This is a genomic window from Micromonospora sp. NPDC047707, from assembly GCF_040704235.1.
In the GTDB taxonomy this organism is placed as follows: Bacteria; Actinomycetota; Actinomycetes; order Mycobacteriales; family Micromonosporaceae; genus Micromonospora.
This window is the reverse complement of sequence record NZ_JBEYSU010000035.1, coordinates 18,164-35,922: the sequence shown is the minus strand read 5'-3', so window position 1 is coordinate 35,922 and position 17,759 is coordinate 18,164. Positions and strand designations below refer to the sequence as shown.

The following is a 17,759-nucleotide window of genomic DNA, read 5'->3' as shown; positions in this document are numbered from 1 at the left end:
GATCTCGGATCCGAGTTGCTACGCCTGTCGCATCCGCCGGCTCACTCCGCCGGCCGGTCGTGACCGGTCAGCCGCGCCAGCTTCAGCGCCAGGTGCAGGCAGAGCCGCTCGCCCCCGTCCTTGAGGTCGGTGCCGGCGAGCTCCTCGATGCGTTGCAGCCGGTAGTACAGCGTCGTGCGGTGCAGCCGGAGCTGCGCCGCCGTGGCATGGGCGTTGCCGGCCAGGTCCAGGTACCGCTCCAGCGTCGCGAGCAGCGCCTGGTTGCCCGGAGCGTCCAGCAGCCGGGCCAGTCCGGGATGGACGTCCGCCACGTCGAGGTGGTGCTCGTCGATCCGGGCCAGCACCCGGTAGACGCCCAGGCCCGACCAGGGGACCACGCGGCCGAGCGCCGGCAGCCGCGCGCCGACCCGCGCGGCGTGCAGCGCCTCGGCGTACGACTCGACCGCGTCGACGAGGCGCGGCCGGGTCCGGCCGACGCCGACCACGGTCCGTTCGACCGAGCCGAGGGCGCGGGTGACCTGCCGCAGGTCGTCGTCGAGGTGCCGGGCCGCGGCCTCCGGCGTGGGCCGCCCGGCGGCCGGCTCGGCGGGCAGCAGCAACACCCCGTGGTCGTGGCGGACCAGGTGCAGCGCCTCGCGGATGCCGGCCCGCCGCCGGGCGGCCACCAGCGACTGCTCCAGCGCGATCCGGGCTCGCTCGTCCGGCTGCCGTTCCCGGGGCGCGACGAGCCGGGCGACGAGCGCGGCGGTCGGGCCGTCCGCGGCGATCATGCCCGCCTCCAGCAGTGTCCGGACCGCCTGGTCACGGGTCTCCGGGCTGTCGGCGAGCAGCGTCCGCGCCGCCTCGGTCTCGCTCTGCGCGGCCAGCTCGCCGAGCAGGTTCTCCCGGTACAGCGCGAGGGACAGCTCCTTGAGCAGCCCCGTCGCCGCCAGGTCGACGTCGGCCATGGTGCCGTCGGGGTCGATGAACCAGACGAAGCCGAGGAGCAGGTCGTCGTGGCGCACCGGCACGCAGAGGCGGGGCAGCAGGTCCAGCCCGGGGTGGGCCGGGGTACGCACCGGCGTCCGGGCGTCGGCGATGCCGAACTCGCGGAGCCAGGCGATCACCTCCGGCGTGGTCTGCCGGCGGAGGATGGACGCCCGCCGGACCTCGTCCATCAGCCCGGTCTGCTCGCTGTAGACCACGACCCGCTGCCGCCGGTCCTCGATCAGCGCCGGGCGGCCGGCGTGGGCGGCGACGGCGTCGACGATCCGTTGCAGCTCGCCCTGCACCTGGCCCTCCCCCCGCCCTCCACCGTCGACGGGGCGCGCGGCACACCGTCATGATCAGTTCTCTGTCTACACCCGCGTAGAGCGCCCGGCCAGGCCCGTCCGTTACGCACCGCCCCGGCGGACCTGCCCGCCCGGTGAGCCAGCCCGCCGGCCCCGGTGGATGTGGCGTTTCCGGTACACGCCGGTGCCGGGTCCACCACAGTGGGGGCGTGACGCGTTCCGGGCCGCCCCGCACGGCGGCGGGCGAGGAGGTGACATGACCGGGCTGCTGACCGACCTGTACGAGCTGCGCATGGCCGCCAGCTACGTGCGCCGGGACATGACGGACCGGGCCACGTTCAGCCTCTTCGCCCGCCGGCTGCCGCACCGGCGGGGCTTCCTGGTCGCCGCCGGGCTCGACGAGGCGCTGACGTTCCTGGAGACGTTCGCGTTCGACGACGACGACGTGGCGTACCTGCGCGACGTCGTCGGGTTCGACACCCCGACCCTGGCGGCGCTGTCGGTGCTGCGGTTCACCGGTGACGTGTGGGCCGTGCCGGAGGGGCGGGTGGTGTTCGCCGACGAGCCGCTGCTCGAGGTGACGGCGCCGATCGCCGAGGCGCAGCTGGTCGAGACGGGCCTGCTGAACGTGGTCACCTTCCAGACCACGGTGGCCAGCAAGGCGGCCCGCTGCCGTCTCGCCGCCGGCGGCGCGCAGCTGGTCGACTTCGCGTTCCGCCGTACCCACGGGGTGGAGGCGGGTGCCGGCGTGGCGCGGGCGTCCGCGATCGCCGGCTTCGCCGCGACCAGCCACGTCGAGGCCGCCCGCCGGTACGGGCTGCGACCGTCCGGCACGATGGCCCACTCGTACGTCGAGGCGTTCCCCGACGAGCGGGCGGCGTTCCGGGCCTTCGCCGCGGACTTCCCGGTCAACCCGATCTTCCTCGTCGACACCTACGACACGCCCGCCGGGGTGCGGGCCGCCGTCGACGTCATCACGGAGCTGGGCCTGACCGGGCCGCTCGGCGTACGGCTGGACTCGGGAGACCTCGCCGCCCTCGCCCGCGAGGCCCGCGCGATCCTCGACGCGGCGGGGCTGGCCCAGGTGCAGATCGTGGCCAGCGGCAGCCTCGACGAGGACGTCATCGCGGGACTGGTCGCCGCCGGCGCGCCGATCGACGCGTACGGCGTCGGCACGAAGATGGGGGTCTCCTACGACGCCCCGTCCCTGGACAGCGCCTACAAGCTGGTCGCCTACGGCGACCGGCCGGTGCTCAAGTTGTCGCCGGGTAAGGCCACCCTCCCGGCCGCCAAGCAGGTCTTCCGGGACCGCGCCGGCGCCGCCGGGGACATCGTCGGGCTGCGCGAGGAGCCGCCACCGCCGGGGCGCGAGCCGCTGCTCGTACCGGTCATGCGCGGCGGGCGGCGGCTCGACGCCGCCGACCCGGCCGCCGCGGTCCGTGCCGCGCGGGACCGCTTCGACGCCGACCTGGCCTGGCTTCCCGGGCCGGCGCGGCGGCTGGCGGAGCCGGAGCCGCTCACCGCCACGGTCAGCCCCGGGCTGGCCGCGCTGCACGAGCGGGTGGCCGCGCGGGTCGGTGCCGCCGGCAGCTACTGACCGCCGGCGCCGAACAACGCCTCGCCCTTGGCGAACCACGCGACACCGAACGCGAGTACGGCGACCACCTCGCACCAGAACAGCGGCCGGAGCGCGTCCCGGGTCGGGTCCGGAAGCGCGTTGCTCGCCACGGCGACCGCGATCGCGCAGAGGATGAGGCCGCCGCAGGCGTGGTACAGGCCGCGGCGCACCCGGCCGTGCGCCTCACGCGGATCGCGGCGGGGGAACAGCACGATGCAGAAGATCGCCAGGATGACGAAGAGCGCCGCGGCGGCGACCTGGTGCACCCGGCCGACGAGCACGTCGTTCGAGGTGATCGCCGAACCGGGTTGCTGCGTCGCGGCCGGGAACAGGGCGACCGCGATCGCCAGCCCGCCGGCGACGGTGCTGAGCAGGTCGTCGAGCCTCCGGTGCCGGTAGGAGATCAGGAAGACGCCGATCGCGCACAGACTGCCGACGAAGACGTCCCGCAGCTCGGTGTAGTAGTACGCGCTGAGCGAGCTGAGGAGCGCGAACCGGCCGCTGACCAGCGAATGGCCGACGACCAGCAGGATTGGCAGGAGGACGCCGACGACGCCGATGCCGAGCCGGAGCCGGCGTACCGTCTGCGCGTCCTGCGGCCGTCGGGCAGGCGAGACGTCCATGATCGCCTCCGGTGTCTCCCGCGGCGTCACCGGCAGATCCGCGGCCGGCGCCCACCGTCACCACCAGTGCAGTCCGTACGACCGTGCGTGTCAATCCGTCCGGAATCGCACCATGAGCGTCGGGCCGGGCCGGGGGCCGCCGACGGGACCCGGGATGCCGGCCGGTGACGTTTGCCCACCTGGCCGGCGGGAAGACCGGGCGGACGCGACCGTCGGTGGGACGCCGTTTCGTAGCGCCCGGCTGCCGGCGGGGCGCCGACGTGGCGGGCGAGTCGCCGAGGAGGAGTGAGGATGGCCGACGGCAGGAGCGCGAGCCCGGCGGGCAGCAGGCCGACCGGGGCCAGGAAGGCCACCGGGGCGAAGAAGGCCCCGATGAGTCGGAGGGCGGCGGCCAAGAAGGTCGCGACCGCCACCAAGCGCGCCACCGGAGCGACCGCGGCCAAGTCCGCGGGTGAGAAGCCGACCCCGACCACGACCCGCGTCGCGCGGAAGAAGGCCACCTCGGCCACGGCCGCCCCGACCCGCCGGCCGACCGAGAAGGCGGCGGTGGCCAGGAAGGCGACCAAGGCCGTCGCGAAGAAGGCGCCCGGGACGAAGGCCACGGCGAGGACGGCGCCGCCGGCGAAGCGGACGCCCGCGACGAAGGCCACGGCGAAGAAGGCGCCGGCGACGACGGCGGCGCGGAAGAAGGCGCCGGCGCGGAAGGCGACCACCATGGAGTCGTTCGGAAGCAAGCGGACCGGCCGCACGGGGGCCAGGTGACGGACGTTGCCACGGGTAGTGCCGGCGCACCGCTGTCCGCCTGCTGACCGGCATCCGACAGGCGGTGCGAACCGCCTTCCTCCGGCACGGGTTTGACGCATCCTCCTGCCACCATCGGTGATGTTTCCATCACGAGGAGGAGGCGCCCGTGTCATCGTCCACCCGCGACCGTCCCGCCGTGAGCCAGCCCGAGTCCGTGCTGCCGGAGCTGCGCACGATGTGGTGGGAGACCGGCGTGCGAGCCCGCGCCGAGGCGGGGCTGTTCGCCGTGTTCGCCGAGCTGCCACGGCTGGTCGCCCAGGCCGTGGCGATCAGCTGGCGGGCCGACCGGCTCCGCACGTCGGTGGTGGCCGTCGCGACGATCGGGGCCGGCGCGATGGCCGCCGGCGGGCTGCTCGCCACGCAACGGGCGCTGGTGGAACTGTTCGCCGGCGGCCCGACCGCGGACAAGGTGCTCGCCGCGCTGCCGGCGCTCGCCGTCCTGGCCGCCGTGACCGGGATCCGCGCCGGCCTGGGCATCGCCACCGGGTACGCGGTCAACGGCCTCACGCCCCGGGTCGACCGGGAGGTCGAGCGTGGCCTCTTCGAGGTCACCACCGCGGTACGGCTGGACGCGTTCGACGCCGACGCGTTCGCCGACGACATGGAGCGTGCCACCCGGGGCACCGACTCGGCGATCTCGCTCGTGCAGTCCTCGATGAACCTGATCGCCGGCCTGGTGGGGCTGCTCGCGGTGGCGGTCGCGGTGCTGGTCGTCCACCCGCTGCTGCTCGTCGCGCTGCTGGTCGCGACGGTGCCCAACGCGTGGGCGGCGCTGCGCGCCGGGCACCTGCGGTACCGGACGTACATCGCCGGCTCGGTCCGCCGCCGTCGCCTGTGGATCCTGCACCGGTTGATGGCCGAGCGGGCGTCCGCGCCGGAGCTGCGGTCGTACGGGCTGCGCCGGTTCCTGCTCGACCAGTACGACCGGGTCATGGACACCGAGACCGGTATCCAGCTCGCCCTGGCCCGCCGGGTCACCACGACCACCGCCGTCGGCGCGCTGGTCGGCGGCCTGGCCACCGCCGTCGTCTACGTCCTGCTGGGGCTCCTGCTGATCGAGGGGCAGATCCCGCTCGCCGCGGCGGCGACCTGCGTGATCGCCGTCCAGGCCGCGCAACGGTCGCTCAGCACGGTCACCTTCCAGATCGACGCCGTCTACACCGAGGGCCAGCACTTCGGCGACTACACCGGCTTCATGGCACGCGCCGCCGGGTACCTGCCGGACCCGGCCGGCACGCCGCGACCGGCCCCGGGCCCGCTGCGCGAGGTCGCCGTCCGGGGGGTGACCCTGCACTACCCGGAGCGGGACACGTCCGCCGTCGACGGCGTCACCCTCGCCGTCCGCGCCGGGCAGACGGTCGCGTTCGTCGGGGAGAACGGTTCCGGCAAGACCACCCTCGCCGCGATGATCGCCACCCTGCGGACCCCCACGGGCGGCGCCGTGGAGTGGAACGGCCGCCCCGTCGCGGAGTGGGACCTGGCGCCGGTCCGCGCGCGCATCGCGGTCGTCACGCAGGAGTACCACAGGTGGCCGTTCACCGCCGCCACCAACATCGCCGTCGGCGACGTCGACCGCGAGGCGCGTCAGGACCTTATCGAGTCCGCCGCCGCCCGCGCGGCCGCCCACGAGATGATCAAAGGCCTGCCGTACGGGTACGAGACGCTGCTCGACCGCACGTTCGCCAAGGGGCAGGACCTCTCGGGTGGGCAGTGGCAGCGGATCACGGCCGCCCGCGGGTTCCTCCGCGACGCCGACCTGCTGATCATGGACGAGCCGTCCTCGGCCCTCGACCCGCGTGCCGAGGACGCCCTCTTCCAGGCCATCCGGGACCGGCACGGTCGGGCGACGACGATCCTCATCACGCACCGGCTGGCCAACGTCCGCCACGCCGACCGCATCTTCGTGCTGCACGAGGGCGCCCTGGTCGAGTCCGGCACGCACGACGAGCTGATCGCCGCCGACGGCCGCTACGCCGACCTGTTCACCCTCCAGGCCGCCGGCTACGACGCGGCGCCCGCCGTCCGCCCGCCGGTGCCCGCCCAGCCCGAGCCCGCTACGTGACCGCTACCAGAGTGCGCGTCAGTGCTCCGTTCGAGATCAGCCATAAACCAACGGTACGGTGCGATCGTGCAGCTTCGTTACAACTACCGGGTGTACCCGGACGCAGCCCAGCGCGAGGCGCTGGCGCGGTCGTTCGGCTGTGCTCGGGTGGTGTTCAACGACGCGCTGCGCGTACGGCAGGAGGCGCGAGCCGAGGGCCTGCCATACGTCTCGGACGGGGATTTGTCCAAGCAGGTCATTACCCAGGCCAAGACGACGCCGCAGCGGGCGTGGCTGGGCGAGGTCTCTGCGGTCGTCTTGCAGCAGGCGTTGGCCGACCTGAACACCGCGTACCGCAACTTCTTCGCCTCGGTCACCGGCAAGCGCAAGGGTCGCAAGGTGGCGCCGCCGCGGTTTCGGTCGCGCAAGGACAACCGGCAGGCGATCCGGTTCACCGCCAACGCCCGGTTCAAGGTGCTGGACAACGGTCGGCTCCGGCTGCCGAAGATTGGCGACCTGGACGTCCGCTGGTCCCGCGAGCTGCCGGCCGACCCATCCAGCGTGACGCTCGTGAAGGACGCGGCCGGGAGGTACTTCGCCTCGTTCGTGGTGACCACGACGGACGAACCGCTCCCCGAGGTGGACTCGGAGATCGGCGTCGACCTGGGCTTGACGCACTTCGCGGTGCTGTCGGACGGCACGAAGGTGGCCGCGCCGAAGTTCCTGCGCCGCGCCGCACGGAAGCTCAAGCGGTTGCAGCAGGACCTGTCCCGCAAGCAGCGAGGCAGTCAGAACCGGAAGAAGGCCGTCGTCAAGGTCGCGCGGGCGCATGCCCGGGTGACCGACACCCGGCGCGACTGGCAGCACAAGCTGTCCACGGCGATCATCCGCGACAACCAAGCGGTGTACGTCGAAGACCTGTGCGTAGTCGGTCTCGGCCGGACGAGGCTCGCCACATCGGTGCACGATGCCGGTTGGGCCAGCTTCACCGCAATGTTGGAGTACAAGGCCGCTCGGTACGGGCGGACCTTTGCCCGGGTAGATCGGTTTTTCCCGTCCACCCGGATGTGCTCCGACTGCGGACGGATCAACGAGAAGATTGCGCTAAATGTCCGATCGTGGGACTGCCCCTGTGGAGCAGCCCACGACCGGGACGTCAACGCCGCCATCAACGTGCTGGCCGCCGGACGGGCGGAGAGCCTAAACGACCGTGGAGCGCACGTAAGACCGGCACTCGTGCCGGCGGTGCGCAGGGAAGCGGTAATCCACCCGGGCGCCGCGTGTTCCGCGCGCAGCGCGGAGGGAATCCCCGTCCTTTAGGGCGGGGAGAACGTCAAGGCAGGCAGTACACGTCGCCGGAGTTCGCGGCGTGGGGAAGGGTGCCCAGGACCGCCGCCATCGCGGTCGCGGACATCCACGACGGTTCGGCCAGCCCCATGGTGTCGCCGATGGCGAGGTTGAAACGGGTGAAGCCGAGCGCGGTGGCGCGGTCGAGGGCGCGGCGGGCGACGGCCCGCTCGATGGTGGTGAACTCGAACGACAGCGCCGGGAGGACGCGGGTCAGCCCGGCCAGCACGGCGTCCTCGAAGCCCTCCACGTCCACCTTCACGAACGCCGGTACGCCGTGCTCCGCGACGAGGGCGTCGAGGGTGGTGGACGGCACGTCGAGCCGCGCGTCCCAGATCTCCTGCCGCCATCCGTCGGCGCCGTCCGCCGCCTGGATGAACTGCGGCGACGCGGTCGACACGGTGGGGTTGGCGGAGTTGACGTGGAGTTCGAGCAGTCCGGTGGTCGCGCCGCACGCCGCCTCGACCAGGACGACCTGGTCGTCCCCGCCGTAGAGGGCCCGGATGGCGCGCGCGCACAGTGGCTGCGGCTCCACCGCGACCACCCGTGCGCCCAGGCGGCGGAAGCTGCCGGTCCGGTCGCCCACGTGGGCGCCGACGTCGATGACCAGGTCACCGGCGCTGACGAACTGGGCGTAGAAGCGGTCCATCGCCGCCGCCCGGGCCGGATCGCCGTAGGAGAGCTCGAGCGACCGGCGGAGCGCGGCGGCGGCGGGATCCGCCTTGAGCGACTCGACGATTTCGGTGTTGACGTGCACGGGCGGACCCTAGCGTCCGGCCGCCCGGATCGGGCACCCGTTCGCCCGAATGCTCCACCGACGGTGTCGCCGTGACGACTCCGGGTCAGCGGTGTGGCGGAGCGACCGGCCCACCCGGCTCCGGCGGCGTGATCGGACCTAGGCTGGGCGGTGATGAGTACACCGCCCCGCCGCGCCCCGGGTGACCTGCTTGTCCACCTGCGGCGGGCCCGTGACCACATCGACCGCCACTACACCGAGCCGGTGGACCTCGCGACCGTGGCGGCGGTCGCCGGTCTCAGCAGGTTCCACTTCCAGCGCCTCTTCACGATCACGTACGGGGTGTCGCCAACGGCGTACCTGTCCCGGCGGCGCATCGAACGGGCGCAGGACCTGCTGCGCGCCACCAACCTGACGGTCACCGAGGTCTGCCACGCGGTCGGCTTCGCCAGCCTCGGCTCGTTCAGCAGCCGGTTCCGGGAGATCGTGGGGGAGCCGCCCCGGGACTTCCAGCGCCGCTGGGCCCGGACCGGCGCACCCCACATCCCGGGCTGCTTCGTCTTCATGTGGGGGCTGGCGGAACGGCGCGGCGCGTCCGCAAGCGAGGAGAAGCCGCCCCCGGGGGATCCTTCCTAACCTGGCCCCATGATTACCCACGTCTCCATCACCAGCGTCTTCGTCAAGGACATCGACGCCGCCAAGGCGTTCTACATCGACGTCCTCGGCTTCGAGGAGCACACCGACATCACCCTGGCCGACGGCTCGTACCGCTGGTGCACCGTCAAGCACCCCAGCCAGCCCGAGCTGGAGGTGCACCTGACCCTGCCCGGGCCACCGCTGTCGCCGGAACTGGCCGAGACGGTCCGCCGCGCGCAGGACGAGGGCGGGCTGTTCGGCCTCGGCATGGGCGTCGACGACTGCCGCAAGACCTACGACGAGCTGCGGAGCAAGGGCGTCGAGTTCCTCCAGGAGCCGGCCGAGCGCCCGTACGGGGTGGAGGCGGTGGCCCGGGACAACTCCGGCAACTGGCTGGTGCTGGTGGAGCGCAAGGAGTTCACGGCCGCCGACTTCGGCTGACCGTCGCCCGCGTCGGCCGGCCGGCCGTCCGGGGGCCGGCCGGCCGACGCGGCGGAAAGGCGTGGGCGGTCACCGCCCGCGCTGTTAGGGTTGACGGCGCTGACCGGATCGAGGAGTTCGACATGCTCATCGGGGACGACGACATCTCCGGGTGACCCCACCCGCGGGCGCGCCAGCGCCCGCCCCCGTCGTCATCCGGGCGACCATCGCCCGTCCGTCTCGCCCCGAGGATCCGTCCGATGTCCGACGCCTGCGTCGTCTGTTCCCACCTGTCGTTTTCCTGGCCGGACGACACCCCCGTCCTCCAGGACCTGTCCGTCACCGTGCCGCCCGGCCGCACCGGCCTCGTCGCGCCCAACGGCGCCGGCAAGAGCACCCTGCTACGGCTGATCGCCGGCGAGCTGGCACCGACCGGCGGCACCGTCACCGTCGACGGCGTGCTCGGCTACCTGCCGCAGACCCTGCCGCTCGACGGTGAGCTGACCGTCGCCGAGGTGCTCGGCGTCGACGCCGTGCTGCGCGCCCTGCACGCCATCGAGGCCGGCGACGCCGCCGAGGAGCACTTCACCACCGTCGGCGACGATTGGGACGTCGAGGAGCGCACCCGCCACGAGCTGGACCGGCTCGGCCTCGCCGACGTCGCGCTCCACCGGCGCCTGCGTACGCTCAGCGGCGGCCAGGTCGTCTCCCTCGGCCTCGCCGCGCAACTGCTGAAGCGGCCCGACGTGCTGCTGCTCGACGAGCCCACCAACAACCTCGACCTCGACGCCCGGCACCGCCTGTACGCAGCGCTCGACGACTGGCCCGGCTGCCTGCTGGTGGTCAGCCACGACCGGGCGCTGCTGGACCGGATGGACCGCATCGCCGAGCTCGACCGGGGGTCGGTGTCGTTCTTCGGCGGCACCTTCAGCGCGTACGAGGAGGCCGCGCAGGCCGCCCGGGCGACCGCCGAGCGGACGGTCCGCAGCGCCGAGCTGGAGGTCAAGCGGGAGAAGCGGGAGCTGCAGCAGGCCCGCGAGCGGGCCGAACGCCGCGCCAGCAACGCCGCCCGCAACCTCAAGAACGCGGGCCTGCCCCGCATCGTCGCCGGCGGTCTCAAGCGCAGCGCGCAGGAGTCGGCCGGGCGGGCCCAGGACACCCACGCCAACCGGGTCGGCGAGGCCCAGGCCCGCCTCGACGAGGCCAGCCGCGCCCTCCGCGACGACGCCGTCCTCACGCTGGACCTGCCCGACACCACCGTCCCCGCCGGCCGCACCCTGTTCGTGGGGGAGCGGATGCAGGTCCGGGGTCTCTTCGCCGACGACGGCGTCGAGCTGACCGTCCGGGGACCCGAGCGCATCGCTCTCACCGGCCCCAACGGCGCCGGCAAGTCGACCCTGCTGCGCCTGGTCGAGGGTTCCCTCACCCCGGAGTCGGGTGCGGTGCGCCGGGCCGGGGGGCGGGTGGCGTACCTGTCCCAGCGCCTCGACCTGCTCGACCCCGGCCGTACGGTCGCGGAGAACCTCGCCGCGTACGCCCCGGACCGGCCGCAGGCCGAACGGATGACCCTGCTGGCCCGCTTCCTGTTCCGCGGCGCCCGGGCCCATCTACCGGTCGGCGCCCTCTCCGGCGGCGAGCTGCTGCGCGCCACGCTGGCCTGCGTGCTGTACGCGCAACCGGCACCGCACCTGCTGCTGCTCGACGAGCCGACCAACAACCTGGACCTGGTCAGCGTCGGGCAACTCGAGAGCGCCCTCAAGGCGTACCGGGGTGCGTTCGTGGTAGTCAGCCACGACGAGCGGTTCCTCGCCGAGATCGGGGTGGACCGGTGGCTGCGGCTCGCCGACGGGCGGCTCGGCGACTGACGGGGCGCCCACCGCCGCACCGGCGTGCTCCCGCACTGCGAGTTGAGGAGAGACACATGACCACCACCGTTCCCGATGTGATCGCCCGTTACTACCGCGTCATCGGCGAACGCGACATCGACGCCTTCGTCGCCTGTTTCACCGACAACGCGACCGTCGCCGACGAGGACGGGCTCCACGACGGCCCGGCGGCGATCCGGGCCTGGCGTGAGCGGACCGCGGCCGAGTACGACTACGACGCCGTACCGGAGGAGGTCGTGGCGGAGGCGGGGGACACCTTCGTGGTGACGGCGCTGGTCACCGGCACGTTCCCGGGCAGCCCGGTCCGGCTGCGGCACCGGTTCACGCTCCGCGACGGTCTGATCGGCGCCCTGGACATCCGACCGTAGGGCGGACGTCCAGGACGCCGACCGGCGTTCGGGTCACCGCGAGCCGGCGGCGAGCGCGGCGTTCATTTCGCCGTACGCGACCGTCTCGGCGACCGACCGGTACGTGCCCGTCGACAGCAGTTCGGCCGCCGCGCGGGCGGCGACCGCGTAGGCCGCCTGCACGATCGCGGAACCGAGACTGATCCGGGCGACGCCGGCGGCGGCGAGTTCGGCCACCGGCGGGGCGCCGGTCCCGGCCGTTGCGCGTGGTGGCATCCCGAAGCCTTCCGTGGCTTCCGCTGGTCGTCTGGCGGGATCTGGACATCATCAGCGGCGTGGCGCGGGATGACCGCCCAGCCCCCGGACTCTCCGGCCGCCAACGTTCGCGTGCGTCACAGCAGGGGTCGGGGCTACTTCACCTTGCGCGTCGACCGGACCACGATGTCGTCGTACCCCGGGTGCTTGCCCAGCCACTCACTGAGGAAGGGGCAGATCGGCACGACCGTCCGCCGTTTCGCCCGAGCGTCGTCCATCACCGCGCGGGCCAGGGTCGATCCGACCCCCCGGCCCTCGAACTCCGGAGCAACCTCGGTGTGGGTGTAGGCGATGATGGTGCCGGTGAGCTGATAGGTGACCAGCCCGGCCGTCACGCCCGTCTCGTCCCGTGCCTCGAACCGCTCCCGCTCGGGCACGTCGATCACCGTGAACTGCATCCCGCCATCCAACCACGGTCCGAATCGAGGTCAGCATGCTGTTTCCCGCCACGACCCTGGAGGCCGTGGAACGAGGCGACGTGACGCTGGCGTTCCGGCGGTGGACCAGACCGAGAGTGCGGCCCGGCACCCGGCTGCGCACCCTGATCGGCCTCGTCGAGATCACCTCGGTAGGTGTCGTCCAGCCGGAGGAGATCGACCCCGAGGACGCGCGGCGGGCCGGGTTCGAATCGCGCGACAGCCTGTTGACCTTCCTCGCCGGCCGGCCCGGCGGCGACATCTACCGCATCGGTATCCGCCACGCCGGTCCGGATCCCCGGAACCGGCTGCGCGAGCAGGACCAACTGGAACCGGCGGAACTCGCGGGTGTGGTGGCCGCGCTCCGGCGCATGGACGACCAGGCGCAGCGGGGGCCGTGGGTGCTGCCCGTCCTACGGGCGATTCTGCGGCGACCCGCGGTCCGGGCGCCTGATCTGGCCGTCGAACTCGGCTGGCCCACCGACACCTTCAAGCGCCAGGTGCGGCGGCTGAAGGAGCTCGGCCTGACCGAGAGCCTCGGCACCGGGTACCGGATCTCGCCCCGGGGGCGCGTCGTCCCCGCCGCCTACGACCTGGCCAGCCGGTCCGCGGAAGGTCTGTCATGACTGCGCGGCGGTGAGGAGGTAGTCGTCGGTTTCGGGGCTCCACCGCAGCTCGATTGCTCCGCTGGTGGCGGCGGCCCGGCAGAACTGGAGGAAGCTGCGGTAGCCGAGCTTCTTCTCGCTGAAGTCGGGCTTCGCCCGGCGCAGGGCGTTCTTGAGGCCGGACAGGGGCACGCTGCCGTCGCCGCCGGTCAGATCCCGGACCACGGAACGGACCAGCCCGAAGGCCTCCTCCCGTTCGCCGTGCTCGGGTAGGGACACCTCCGGGTCGCCCTTGGCCGGGCCCTCGGCCAGCTCCACCACGTTGCGGTCGGCGAGGTGCCGCAGCAGTTCCCCGAACGTGCGGAACCCGTAGTCCGACTCGCTGAACGTCGGGTCCTTCCGGAGCAGGGTGCGCTTCAGCCGCGAGGCGGTCACCTCGCCACCGGAGCTGCCCTGAAGACCCGCCACGGTCTGCGCCACGAGGGCCGACAGCGTGTCGACGTCCCGTGCCGGTTCCTCGACCTCCGGCTGCGGCTCGGGCTCCGGCTCGACCCGTAGCGGTTCCGGGCTGGGCAGCCGGGCGGGGCGGCCGCGCCGGACGCGGGGCGACGGGATCTCGACCCCCTCCAGGCGGTCGTAGTAGAGGAACTCGTCGCAAGCGGGGGGCAGCAGGGCGGAGGTGGACTTCTCGACTCCGACGCCGATGACGCGCTTGTTGAGTTCGCGGAGCTTGTGCACCAGCGGCGTGAAGTCACTGTCACCGGTGCAGATCACGAACGTGGAGATGTACTCGCGCTCGAAGGCCAACTCGACGGCGTCGACGGACATCTTGATGTCGGCGGCGTTCTTGCGGGACGCGCCCATGCGCTGCGGTATCTCGATGAGTTCGACGTGGGACCGGGTGAGCATGCGGCGGTCCTCGTCGAAGAACGACCAGTCGGCGTACGCGCGGCGCACCACCACCCGCCCCCGCTCGGCGAGGGCGTCGGCGATGGGACGGAAGTCGAAGGCCACGCCGTTGCCGTGGTCGCGTACCCCCAGCGCGAGGTTCTCGTAGTCGAGGAACAGGGCGATGCGGTCCTCTTGATCCACGTCAGCCAGCCTACGCCCCGTCACTCGAAGCGGGAGGGGTCGCCGGCTCCCCGGCGCAGGATCTCCGGCTCGTCCTGTGACAGGTCGACCACCGTGGTCGGCTCCTTGCCGCAGTCGCCGGCGTCGACGACCGCGTCGAGGAGATGGTCCAGCCGTTCCTTGATCTCCCAGCCCTGGGTCAGCGGCTCGTCCTCGCCGGGCAGGACCAGGGTGCTCGACACCAGCGGCTCGCCGAGTTCGGCCAGCAACGCCTGGGTGACGGTGTGATCGGGTACGCGGACACCGACCGTGCGCTTGCGCGGGTGCAGCATCCGGCGCGGCACCTCCTTGGTGGCCGGCAGGATGAACGTGTAGCTGCCCGGCGTGGACGCCTTGACCAGGCGGAAGACCGAGTTGCTGACGTGCACGAACTGGCCGAGCTGCGCGAAGTCCCGGCACACCAGCGTGAAGTGGTGCCGTTCGTCGAGGTGCCGGATCTCGCGGATCCGGTCCAGCCCGTCGCGGTTGCCCAGTTGGCAACCGAGCGCGAAGCACGAGTCGGTCGGGTACGCGATCAGGCCGCCGTCCCGGATCAGGTCGACCACCTGCCGCAGGATCCGGGGCTGCGGGTTGTCCGGGTGTACGTCGTAGTACCGCGCCATGCGCCGAGACTAGGCGCTGCCGGCCGGTGGCGAATCTGGAAGGTTTCCTTTTCGTTACCAGGTGCTTATTGACGTGACTGGCGTCACTCCAGTTGACTGCGACGGAACCGGTTCCGCAACCGGTTCCGGAACCGGTTCCACACACCCCGTGGAGTGTCACGTGCCCATCACCATCGCCGACGTCGCCAGCCGGGCGGGCGTGAGCAAGACGACCGTCTCCCGGGTGCTCAACGGCAAGGGCGAGGTGGACCAGGGCACCGCGGACCGGGTCCGTGCGGTCATCTCGGACCTCGGCTACGTGCCCAGCGCGCGGGCGGTCGGGTTGGCCCGCGGCCGGACCCGGGTCGTCGGGATGCTCGTGCCCGCCCTGACCTGGCCGTGGATGGGCGAGGTGCTCCAGGGCGCGGTCGACGTGGTCGAGGACGAGGGGTACGCCCTGCTGCTGTTCACCTGCAACCGGGGCGACCAGTCGATGCGGCGGTTCACCTCCCAGGTGTCGGCCAAGTCGTTCGACGGCCTGCTGGTGGTGGAGCCGGAGGGCACGTTGGACCACATCACCGCCCTGCACGAGCAGGGCCTGCCGGTCATCCTCATCGACGACCGGGTCCACCGGCCGCGCTTCCCCTCGGTGCGGACGACCAACCACGCCGGCGCCCGCGCCGCGGCGGCGCACCTGCTGGAACTCGGGCGGCGGCGACCACTCGTCATCACCGGCGTGCCCCAGTTCGGGTGCACGGAGGAGCGGTCGGCCGGGTTCGCCGAGTGCTACGCCGAGGCCGGGTTGCCGATCGACCCGGATCTCGTCGTGGACGGCGACTTCACCTTCGAGTGCGGCCGGACGGCGGTGCAGCGCCTGCTCGCCGCGGGCGTGCCGTTCGACGCGGTCTTCGCCCACAACGACCTGTCCGCCGCCGGAGCCCTGCAGGCCCTCATGGACGCGGGCCGACGGGTGCCGGCCGACGTCGCGGTCGTCGGCTTCGACGACCTGCCCCTGGCGGGGCACACCCACCCGCCACTGAGTTCCGTACGCCAGCCGTTGCGGGAGATGGGGGAGGCGGCGGCCCGCACCCTCATCTCCCACCTCGACGGCACCCCGCTGCCCGACAGTCCCATCGTCATCCCCACCGGATTCACCGTGCGCGCCTCGACCAGCGGCACCTGACGCTGTCCCGCACCGACGACGCCGGCGGGCCCCGCCCTCCGGTGGCAACACCGCACACCCTCCATCCACCACACCCGCATCGAGGGAGACCTCCATGAGAAGACGACGGCTCCTCGCCATCGTGCTGGCCGGCACGGTGGCCACGGCCCTCGCCGCCTGCGGCGACAGCCCGAACGCGAACAAGAACAACGGCCCGGCGGCCACCGTGCTCAACGTCGGCATGCCGAACGGCCCGCAGGCCGAGAACAACAACCCGTTCCTCACCACGTCGGCCGCCGCCTCGCTGGGCTACCGGTGGCAGATCTACGAGCCGCTGATGATGTGGAACCCGGTGAAGCCGGCCGACCCGATGAAGCCGTGGCTGGCCACCAAGGCCGAGTGGTCGGCGGACTACACCTCCGTCAAGGTCACCATCCGGACGGATGCCACCTGGTCGGACGGTCAGAAGGTCACGGCCGAGGACGTCGCCTTCACGTACAACCTGGTCAAGAAGTACCCGGCGCTGAACGACCAGGGCGTGCCGTACACCGAGGCGACCGCCAGCGGCAACGAGGTCACGATCAAGACCTCCAGCCCGCAGTTCGTCAACCAGCAGAAGGTCCTGTGGCGGGTGCCGATCGTGCCCAAGCACATCTGGGAGAAGATCAGCGACCCGACGACCGACCAGGTCAAGCAGCCGATCGGCAGCGGCCCGTACACGTTGAAGTCGTTCACCCCGGCCACCACCACCCTGACCGTCCGGGAGAGCGGCTACTGGCAGGACCCGCCGAAGGTCAAGGAGCTGCGCTTCACGTCGTACACCGACAACAGCGCGCAGACCACCGCCCTCGCCAACGGCGAGTCGGAGTGGAGCTTCGTCTTCATCCCCAACTACAAGGCCGTCTTCGTCGACAAGGACCCGGCCAACCACAAGGTGTGGGCGCCGGCGATCCTCGGCATCCACGGCCTCTACATCAACACCATCAAGAAGCCGTTCGACGACCCGGCGCTGCGGCGCGCGATGAACATGGTCATCGACCGCGAGGACATCTTCACCACGGCGGAGGCCGCGTACTTCCACCCGCTGGTGAAGAGCGTGACCGGCCTGCCCAGCCCCGCCGGTGACCCGTTCATCGCCCCCGAGTTCAAGGGCCAGGAGCACAAGGTCGACGTCGAGGGCGCCAAGGCGCTGCTCACCGGCGCCGGATACAAGCTGGAGGGCAACACCCTCAAGGACCGGACCGGCAAGGCCGTCACGCTGACCCTCACCGACCCGGCCGGCTGGTCCGACTACCAGACCAGCCTGGAGATCGTGAAGGACAACCTGTCCAAGATCGGCATCGCCGCCACGATCGACAAGGCCAACCAGGACGCCTGGTTCCGCAACGTCGAGCAGGGCAACTTCGACGCGACCGTCCGGTGGACCGAGGGCGGCGCCACGCCGTACGACATCTACCGGACCGTCATGGACGGCCGGGTGCTGAAGCCGATCGGCACCGCCTCCCCGGCGGGCAACTTCGGCCGCTTCAACAACCCGCAGGCGACCGAGGCCCTGACGGCGTACGCGAACGCGACCGACGAGGCCGCGCGGACCACCGCGATGAACACGCTGCAGAAGATCTTCGTCGAGCAGATGCCGATGATCCCGGTCGGCGCGGACAACATCGGTGGCGCGTACAGCACCAAGAACTGGGTCGGGTGGCCCGACGACTCGAACCCGTACGGCGCGATGCAGCCCACCCAGCCCAACGCGGTGGACGTGGTCCTGCACCTCAGGCCCGCCAACAGCTGATCCCCTCGGGTGCCCCTCCCCGGCCAGC

General features: G+C 72.3%; 18 protein-coding genes. 11 read left to right on the top strand and 7 right to left on the bottom strand.

Annotation, left to right across the window (positions count from 1 at the left end; all coding sequences use genetic code 11):
* Window positions 1-41 precede the first annotated feature (41 nt).
* Window positions 42-1,271: a helix-turn-helix domain-containing protein gene (locus AB0873_RS26820; RefSeq protein ID WP_155331969.1), complete on the bottom strand. Its 1,230-nt coding sequence runs from the start codon at window positions 1,269-1,271 to the stop codon at window positions 42-44.
* Between the two features lie 256 nt (window positions 1,272-1,527).
* Between AB0873_RS26820 and AB0873_RS26815 the strand changes: the two genes are divergently transcribed.
* The gene (locus AB0873_RS26815) at window positions 1,528-2,868 is read left to right on the top strand and encodes a nicotinate phosphoribosyltransferase (RefSeq protein WP_366603092.1); all 1,341 of its coding nucleotides are present in this window, start codon (window positions 1,528-1,530) and stop codon (window positions 2,866-2,868) included.
* On the opposite strand, the gene AB0873_RS26810 is transcribed toward AB0873_RS26815, so the two are convergent.
* Entirely contained in the window at window positions 2,862-3,542 is a 681-nt protein-coding gene (locus AB0873_RS26810) for a DUF998 domain-containing protein (RefSeq protein ID WP_366603090.1), read from the bottom strand. The genes AB0873_RS26815 and AB0873_RS26810 overlap by 7 nt on opposite strands.
* Before the next feature lie 342 nt (window positions 3,543-3,884).
* Between AB0873_RS26810 and AB0873_RS26805 the strand changes: the two genes are divergently transcribed.
* The 3 genes from AB0873_RS26805 (at window position 3,885) to AB0873_RS26795 (ending at window position 7,677) form a co-directional block, all read left to right on the top strand.
* Complete coding sequence (locus tag AB0873_RS26805; RefSeq protein ID WP_366603088.1) at window positions 3,885-4,274, top strand: hypothetical protein; 390 nt, start codon at window positions 3,885-3,887, stop codon at window positions 4,272-4,274.
* 217 nt (window positions 4,275-4,491) lie between these two features.
* Window positions 4,492-6,378: an ABC transporter ATP-binding protein gene (locus AB0873_RS26800; RefSeq protein WP_366603124.1), complete on the top strand. Its 1,887-nt coding sequence runs from the start codon at window positions 4,492-4,494 to the stop codon at window positions 6,376-6,378.
* Window positions 6,379-6,444: 66 nt separating this feature from the next.
* The gene (locus tag AB0873_RS26795; protein ID WP_155331973.1) at window positions 6,445-7,677 is read left to right on the top strand and encodes an RNA-guided endonuclease TnpB family protein; all 1,233 of its coding nucleotides are present in this window, start codon (window positions 6,445-6,447) and stop codon (window positions 7,675-7,677) included.
* A gap of 13 nt (window positions 7,678-7,690) precedes the next feature.
* Here AB0873_RS26795 and AB0873_RS26790 read toward each other — a convergent pair whose 3' ends face one another.
* Complete coding sequence (locus AB0873_RS26790) at window positions 7,691-8,461, bottom strand: FkbM family methyltransferase (protein WP_366603086.1); 771 nt, start codon at window positions 8,459-8,461, stop codon at window positions 7,691-7,693.
* 153 nt (window positions 8,462-8,614) lie between these two features.
* Here AB0873_RS26790 and AB0873_RS26785 point away from each other — a divergent pair, with 153 nt between their 5' ends.
* From AB0873_RS26785 to AB0873_RS26770, 4 genes are all read left to right on the top strand, one after another.
* On the top strand, window positions 8,615-9,076 hold the full coding sequence (locus AB0873_RS26785) for an AraC family transcriptional regulator (RefSeq protein WP_366603085.1): 462 nt from the start codon (window positions 8,615-8,617) through the stop codon (window positions 9,074-9,076).
* 9 nt (window positions 9,077-9,085) lie between these two features.
* Window positions 9,086-9,517 (top strand): VOC family protein, encoded by a 432-nt coding sequence (locus AB0873_RS26780; RefSeq protein ID WP_155331976.1) that lies wholly within the window; start codon window positions 9,086-9,088, stop codon window positions 9,515-9,517.
* 239 nt (window positions 9,518-9,756) lie between these two features.
* On the top strand, window positions 9,757-11,361 hold the full coding sequence (locus tag AB0873_RS26775) for an ABC-F family ATP-binding cassette domain-containing protein (protein ID WP_366603084.1): 1,605 nt from the start codon (window positions 9,757-9,759) through the stop codon (window positions 11,359-11,361).
* 56 nt (window positions 11,362-11,417) lie between these two features.
* Entirely contained in the window at window positions 11,418-11,750 is a 333-nt protein-coding gene (locus tag AB0873_RS26770; protein ID WP_366603082.1) for a nuclear transport factor 2 family protein, read from the top strand.
* Between the two features lie 33 nt (window positions 11,751-11,783).
* Here the strand turns inward: AB0873_RS26770 and AB0873_RS26765 are convergent, their stop codons facing one another.
* Together AB0873_RS26765 and AB0873_RS26760 are read right to left on the bottom strand one after the other, a co-directional pair.
* Entirely contained in the window at window positions 11,784-12,005 is a 222-nt protein-coding gene (locus tag AB0873_RS26765) for a hypothetical protein (RefSeq protein WP_366603080.1), read from the bottom strand.
* Between the two features lie 134 nt (window positions 12,006-12,139).
* The gene (locus AB0873_RS26760) at window positions 12,140-12,442 is read right to left on the bottom strand and encodes a GNAT family N-acetyltransferase (RefSeq protein ID WP_155331981.1); all 303 of its coding nucleotides are present in this window, start codon (window positions 12,440-12,442) and stop codon (window positions 12,140-12,142) included.
* Between the two features lie 35 nt (window positions 12,443-12,477).
* On the opposite strand from AB0873_RS26760, the gene AB0873_RS26755 reads away from it, so the two are divergent.
* A complete protein-coding gene (locus AB0873_RS26755; protein WP_366603078.1) occupies window positions 12,478-13,086 on the top strand; it encodes a hypothetical protein in 609 nt (202 codons plus the stop codon).
* Here the strand turns inward: AB0873_RS26755 and AB0873_RS26750 are convergent.
* On the bottom strand, window positions 13,081-14,157 hold the full coding sequence (locus tag AB0873_RS26750; RefSeq protein ID WP_366603077.1) for an NYN domain-containing protein: 1,077 nt from the start codon (window positions 14,155-14,157) through the stop codon (window positions 13,081-13,083). The genes AB0873_RS26755 and AB0873_RS26750 overlap by 6 nt on opposite strands.
* Before the next feature lie 20 nt (window positions 14,158-14,177).
* On the bottom strand, window positions 14,178-14,798 hold the full coding sequence (locus AB0873_RS26745; protein ID WP_155331984.1) for an L-threonylcarbamoyladenylate synthase: 621 nt from the start codon (window positions 14,796-14,798) through the stop codon (window positions 14,178-14,180).
* Between the two features lie 160 nt (window positions 14,799-14,958).
* Here AB0873_RS26745 and AB0873_RS26740 point away from each other — a divergent pair, with 160 nt between their 5' ends.
* Both AB0873_RS26740 and AB0873_RS26735 read left to right on the top strand, forming a co-directional pair.
* A complete protein-coding gene (locus AB0873_RS26740; RefSeq protein ID WP_366603075.1) occupies window positions 14,959-15,960 on the top strand; it encodes a LacI family DNA-binding transcriptional regulator in 1,002 nt (333 codons plus the stop codon).
* 94 nt (window positions 15,961-16,054) lie between these two features.
* Complete coding sequence (locus AB0873_RS26735) at window positions 16,055-17,731, top strand: ABC transporter substrate-binding protein (protein ID WP_366603073.1); 1,677 nt, start codon at window positions 16,055-16,057, stop codon at window positions 17,729-17,731.
* Window positions 17,732-17,759: the final 28 nt, after the last annotated feature.

What these genes read in the sequence shown, in the direction of transcription:
- AB0873_RS26805 (WP_366603088.1), top strand. Translation starts at nt 3,885, where the DNA reads ATGAGTCGGAGGGCGGCGGCCAAGAAGGTCGCGACCGCCACCAAGCGC.
- AB0873_RS26770 (WP_366603082.1), top strand. Translation starts at nt 11,418, where the DNA reads ATGACCACCACCGTTCCCGATGTGATCGCCCGTTACTACCGCGTCATC.
- AB0873_RS26775 (WP_366603084.1), top strand. Translation starts at nt 9,757, where the DNA reads ATGTCCGACGCCTGCGTCGTCTGTTCCCACCTGTCGTTTTCCTGGCCG.
- AB0873_RS26745 (WP_155331984.1), bottom strand. Translation starts at nt 14,798, where the DNA reads ATGGCGCGGTACTACGACGTACACCCGGACAACCCGCAGCCCCGGATC.
- AB0873_RS26815 (WP_366603092.1), top strand. Translation starts at nt 1,528, where the DNA reads ATGACCGGGCTGCTGACCGACCTGTACGAGCTGCGCATGGCCGCCAGC.
- AB0873_RS26735 (WP_366603073.1), top strand. Translation starts at nt 16,055, where the DNA reads ATGAGAAGACGACGGCTCCTCGCCATCGTGCTGGCCGGCACGGTGGCC.
- AB0873_RS26765 (WP_366603080.1), bottom strand. Translation starts at nt 12,005, where the DNA reads ATGCCACCACGCGCAACGGCCGGGACCGGCGCCCCGCCGGTGGCCGAA.
- AB0873_RS26800 (WP_366603124.1), top strand. Translation starts at nt 4,492, where the DNA reads ATGTGGTGGGAGACCGGCGTGCGAGCCCGCGCCGAGGCGGGGCTGTTC.
- AB0873_RS26755 (WP_366603078.1), top strand. Translation starts at nt 12,478, where the DNA reads ATGCTGTTTCCCGCCACGACCCTGGAGGCCGTGGAACGAGGCGACGTG.
- AB0873_RS26760 (WP_155331981.1), bottom strand. Translation starts at nt 12,442, where the DNA reads ATGCAGTTCACGGTGATCGACGTGCCCGAGCGGGAGCGGTTCGAGGCA.
- AB0873_RS26785 (WP_366603085.1), top strand. Translation starts at nt 8,615, where the DNA reads ATGAGTACACCGCCCCGCCGCGCCCCGGGTGACCTGCTTGTCCACCTG.
- AB0873_RS26780 (WP_155331976.1), top strand. Translation starts at nt 9,086, where the DNA reads ATGATTACCCACGTCTCCATCACCAGCGTCTTCGTCAAGGACATCGAC.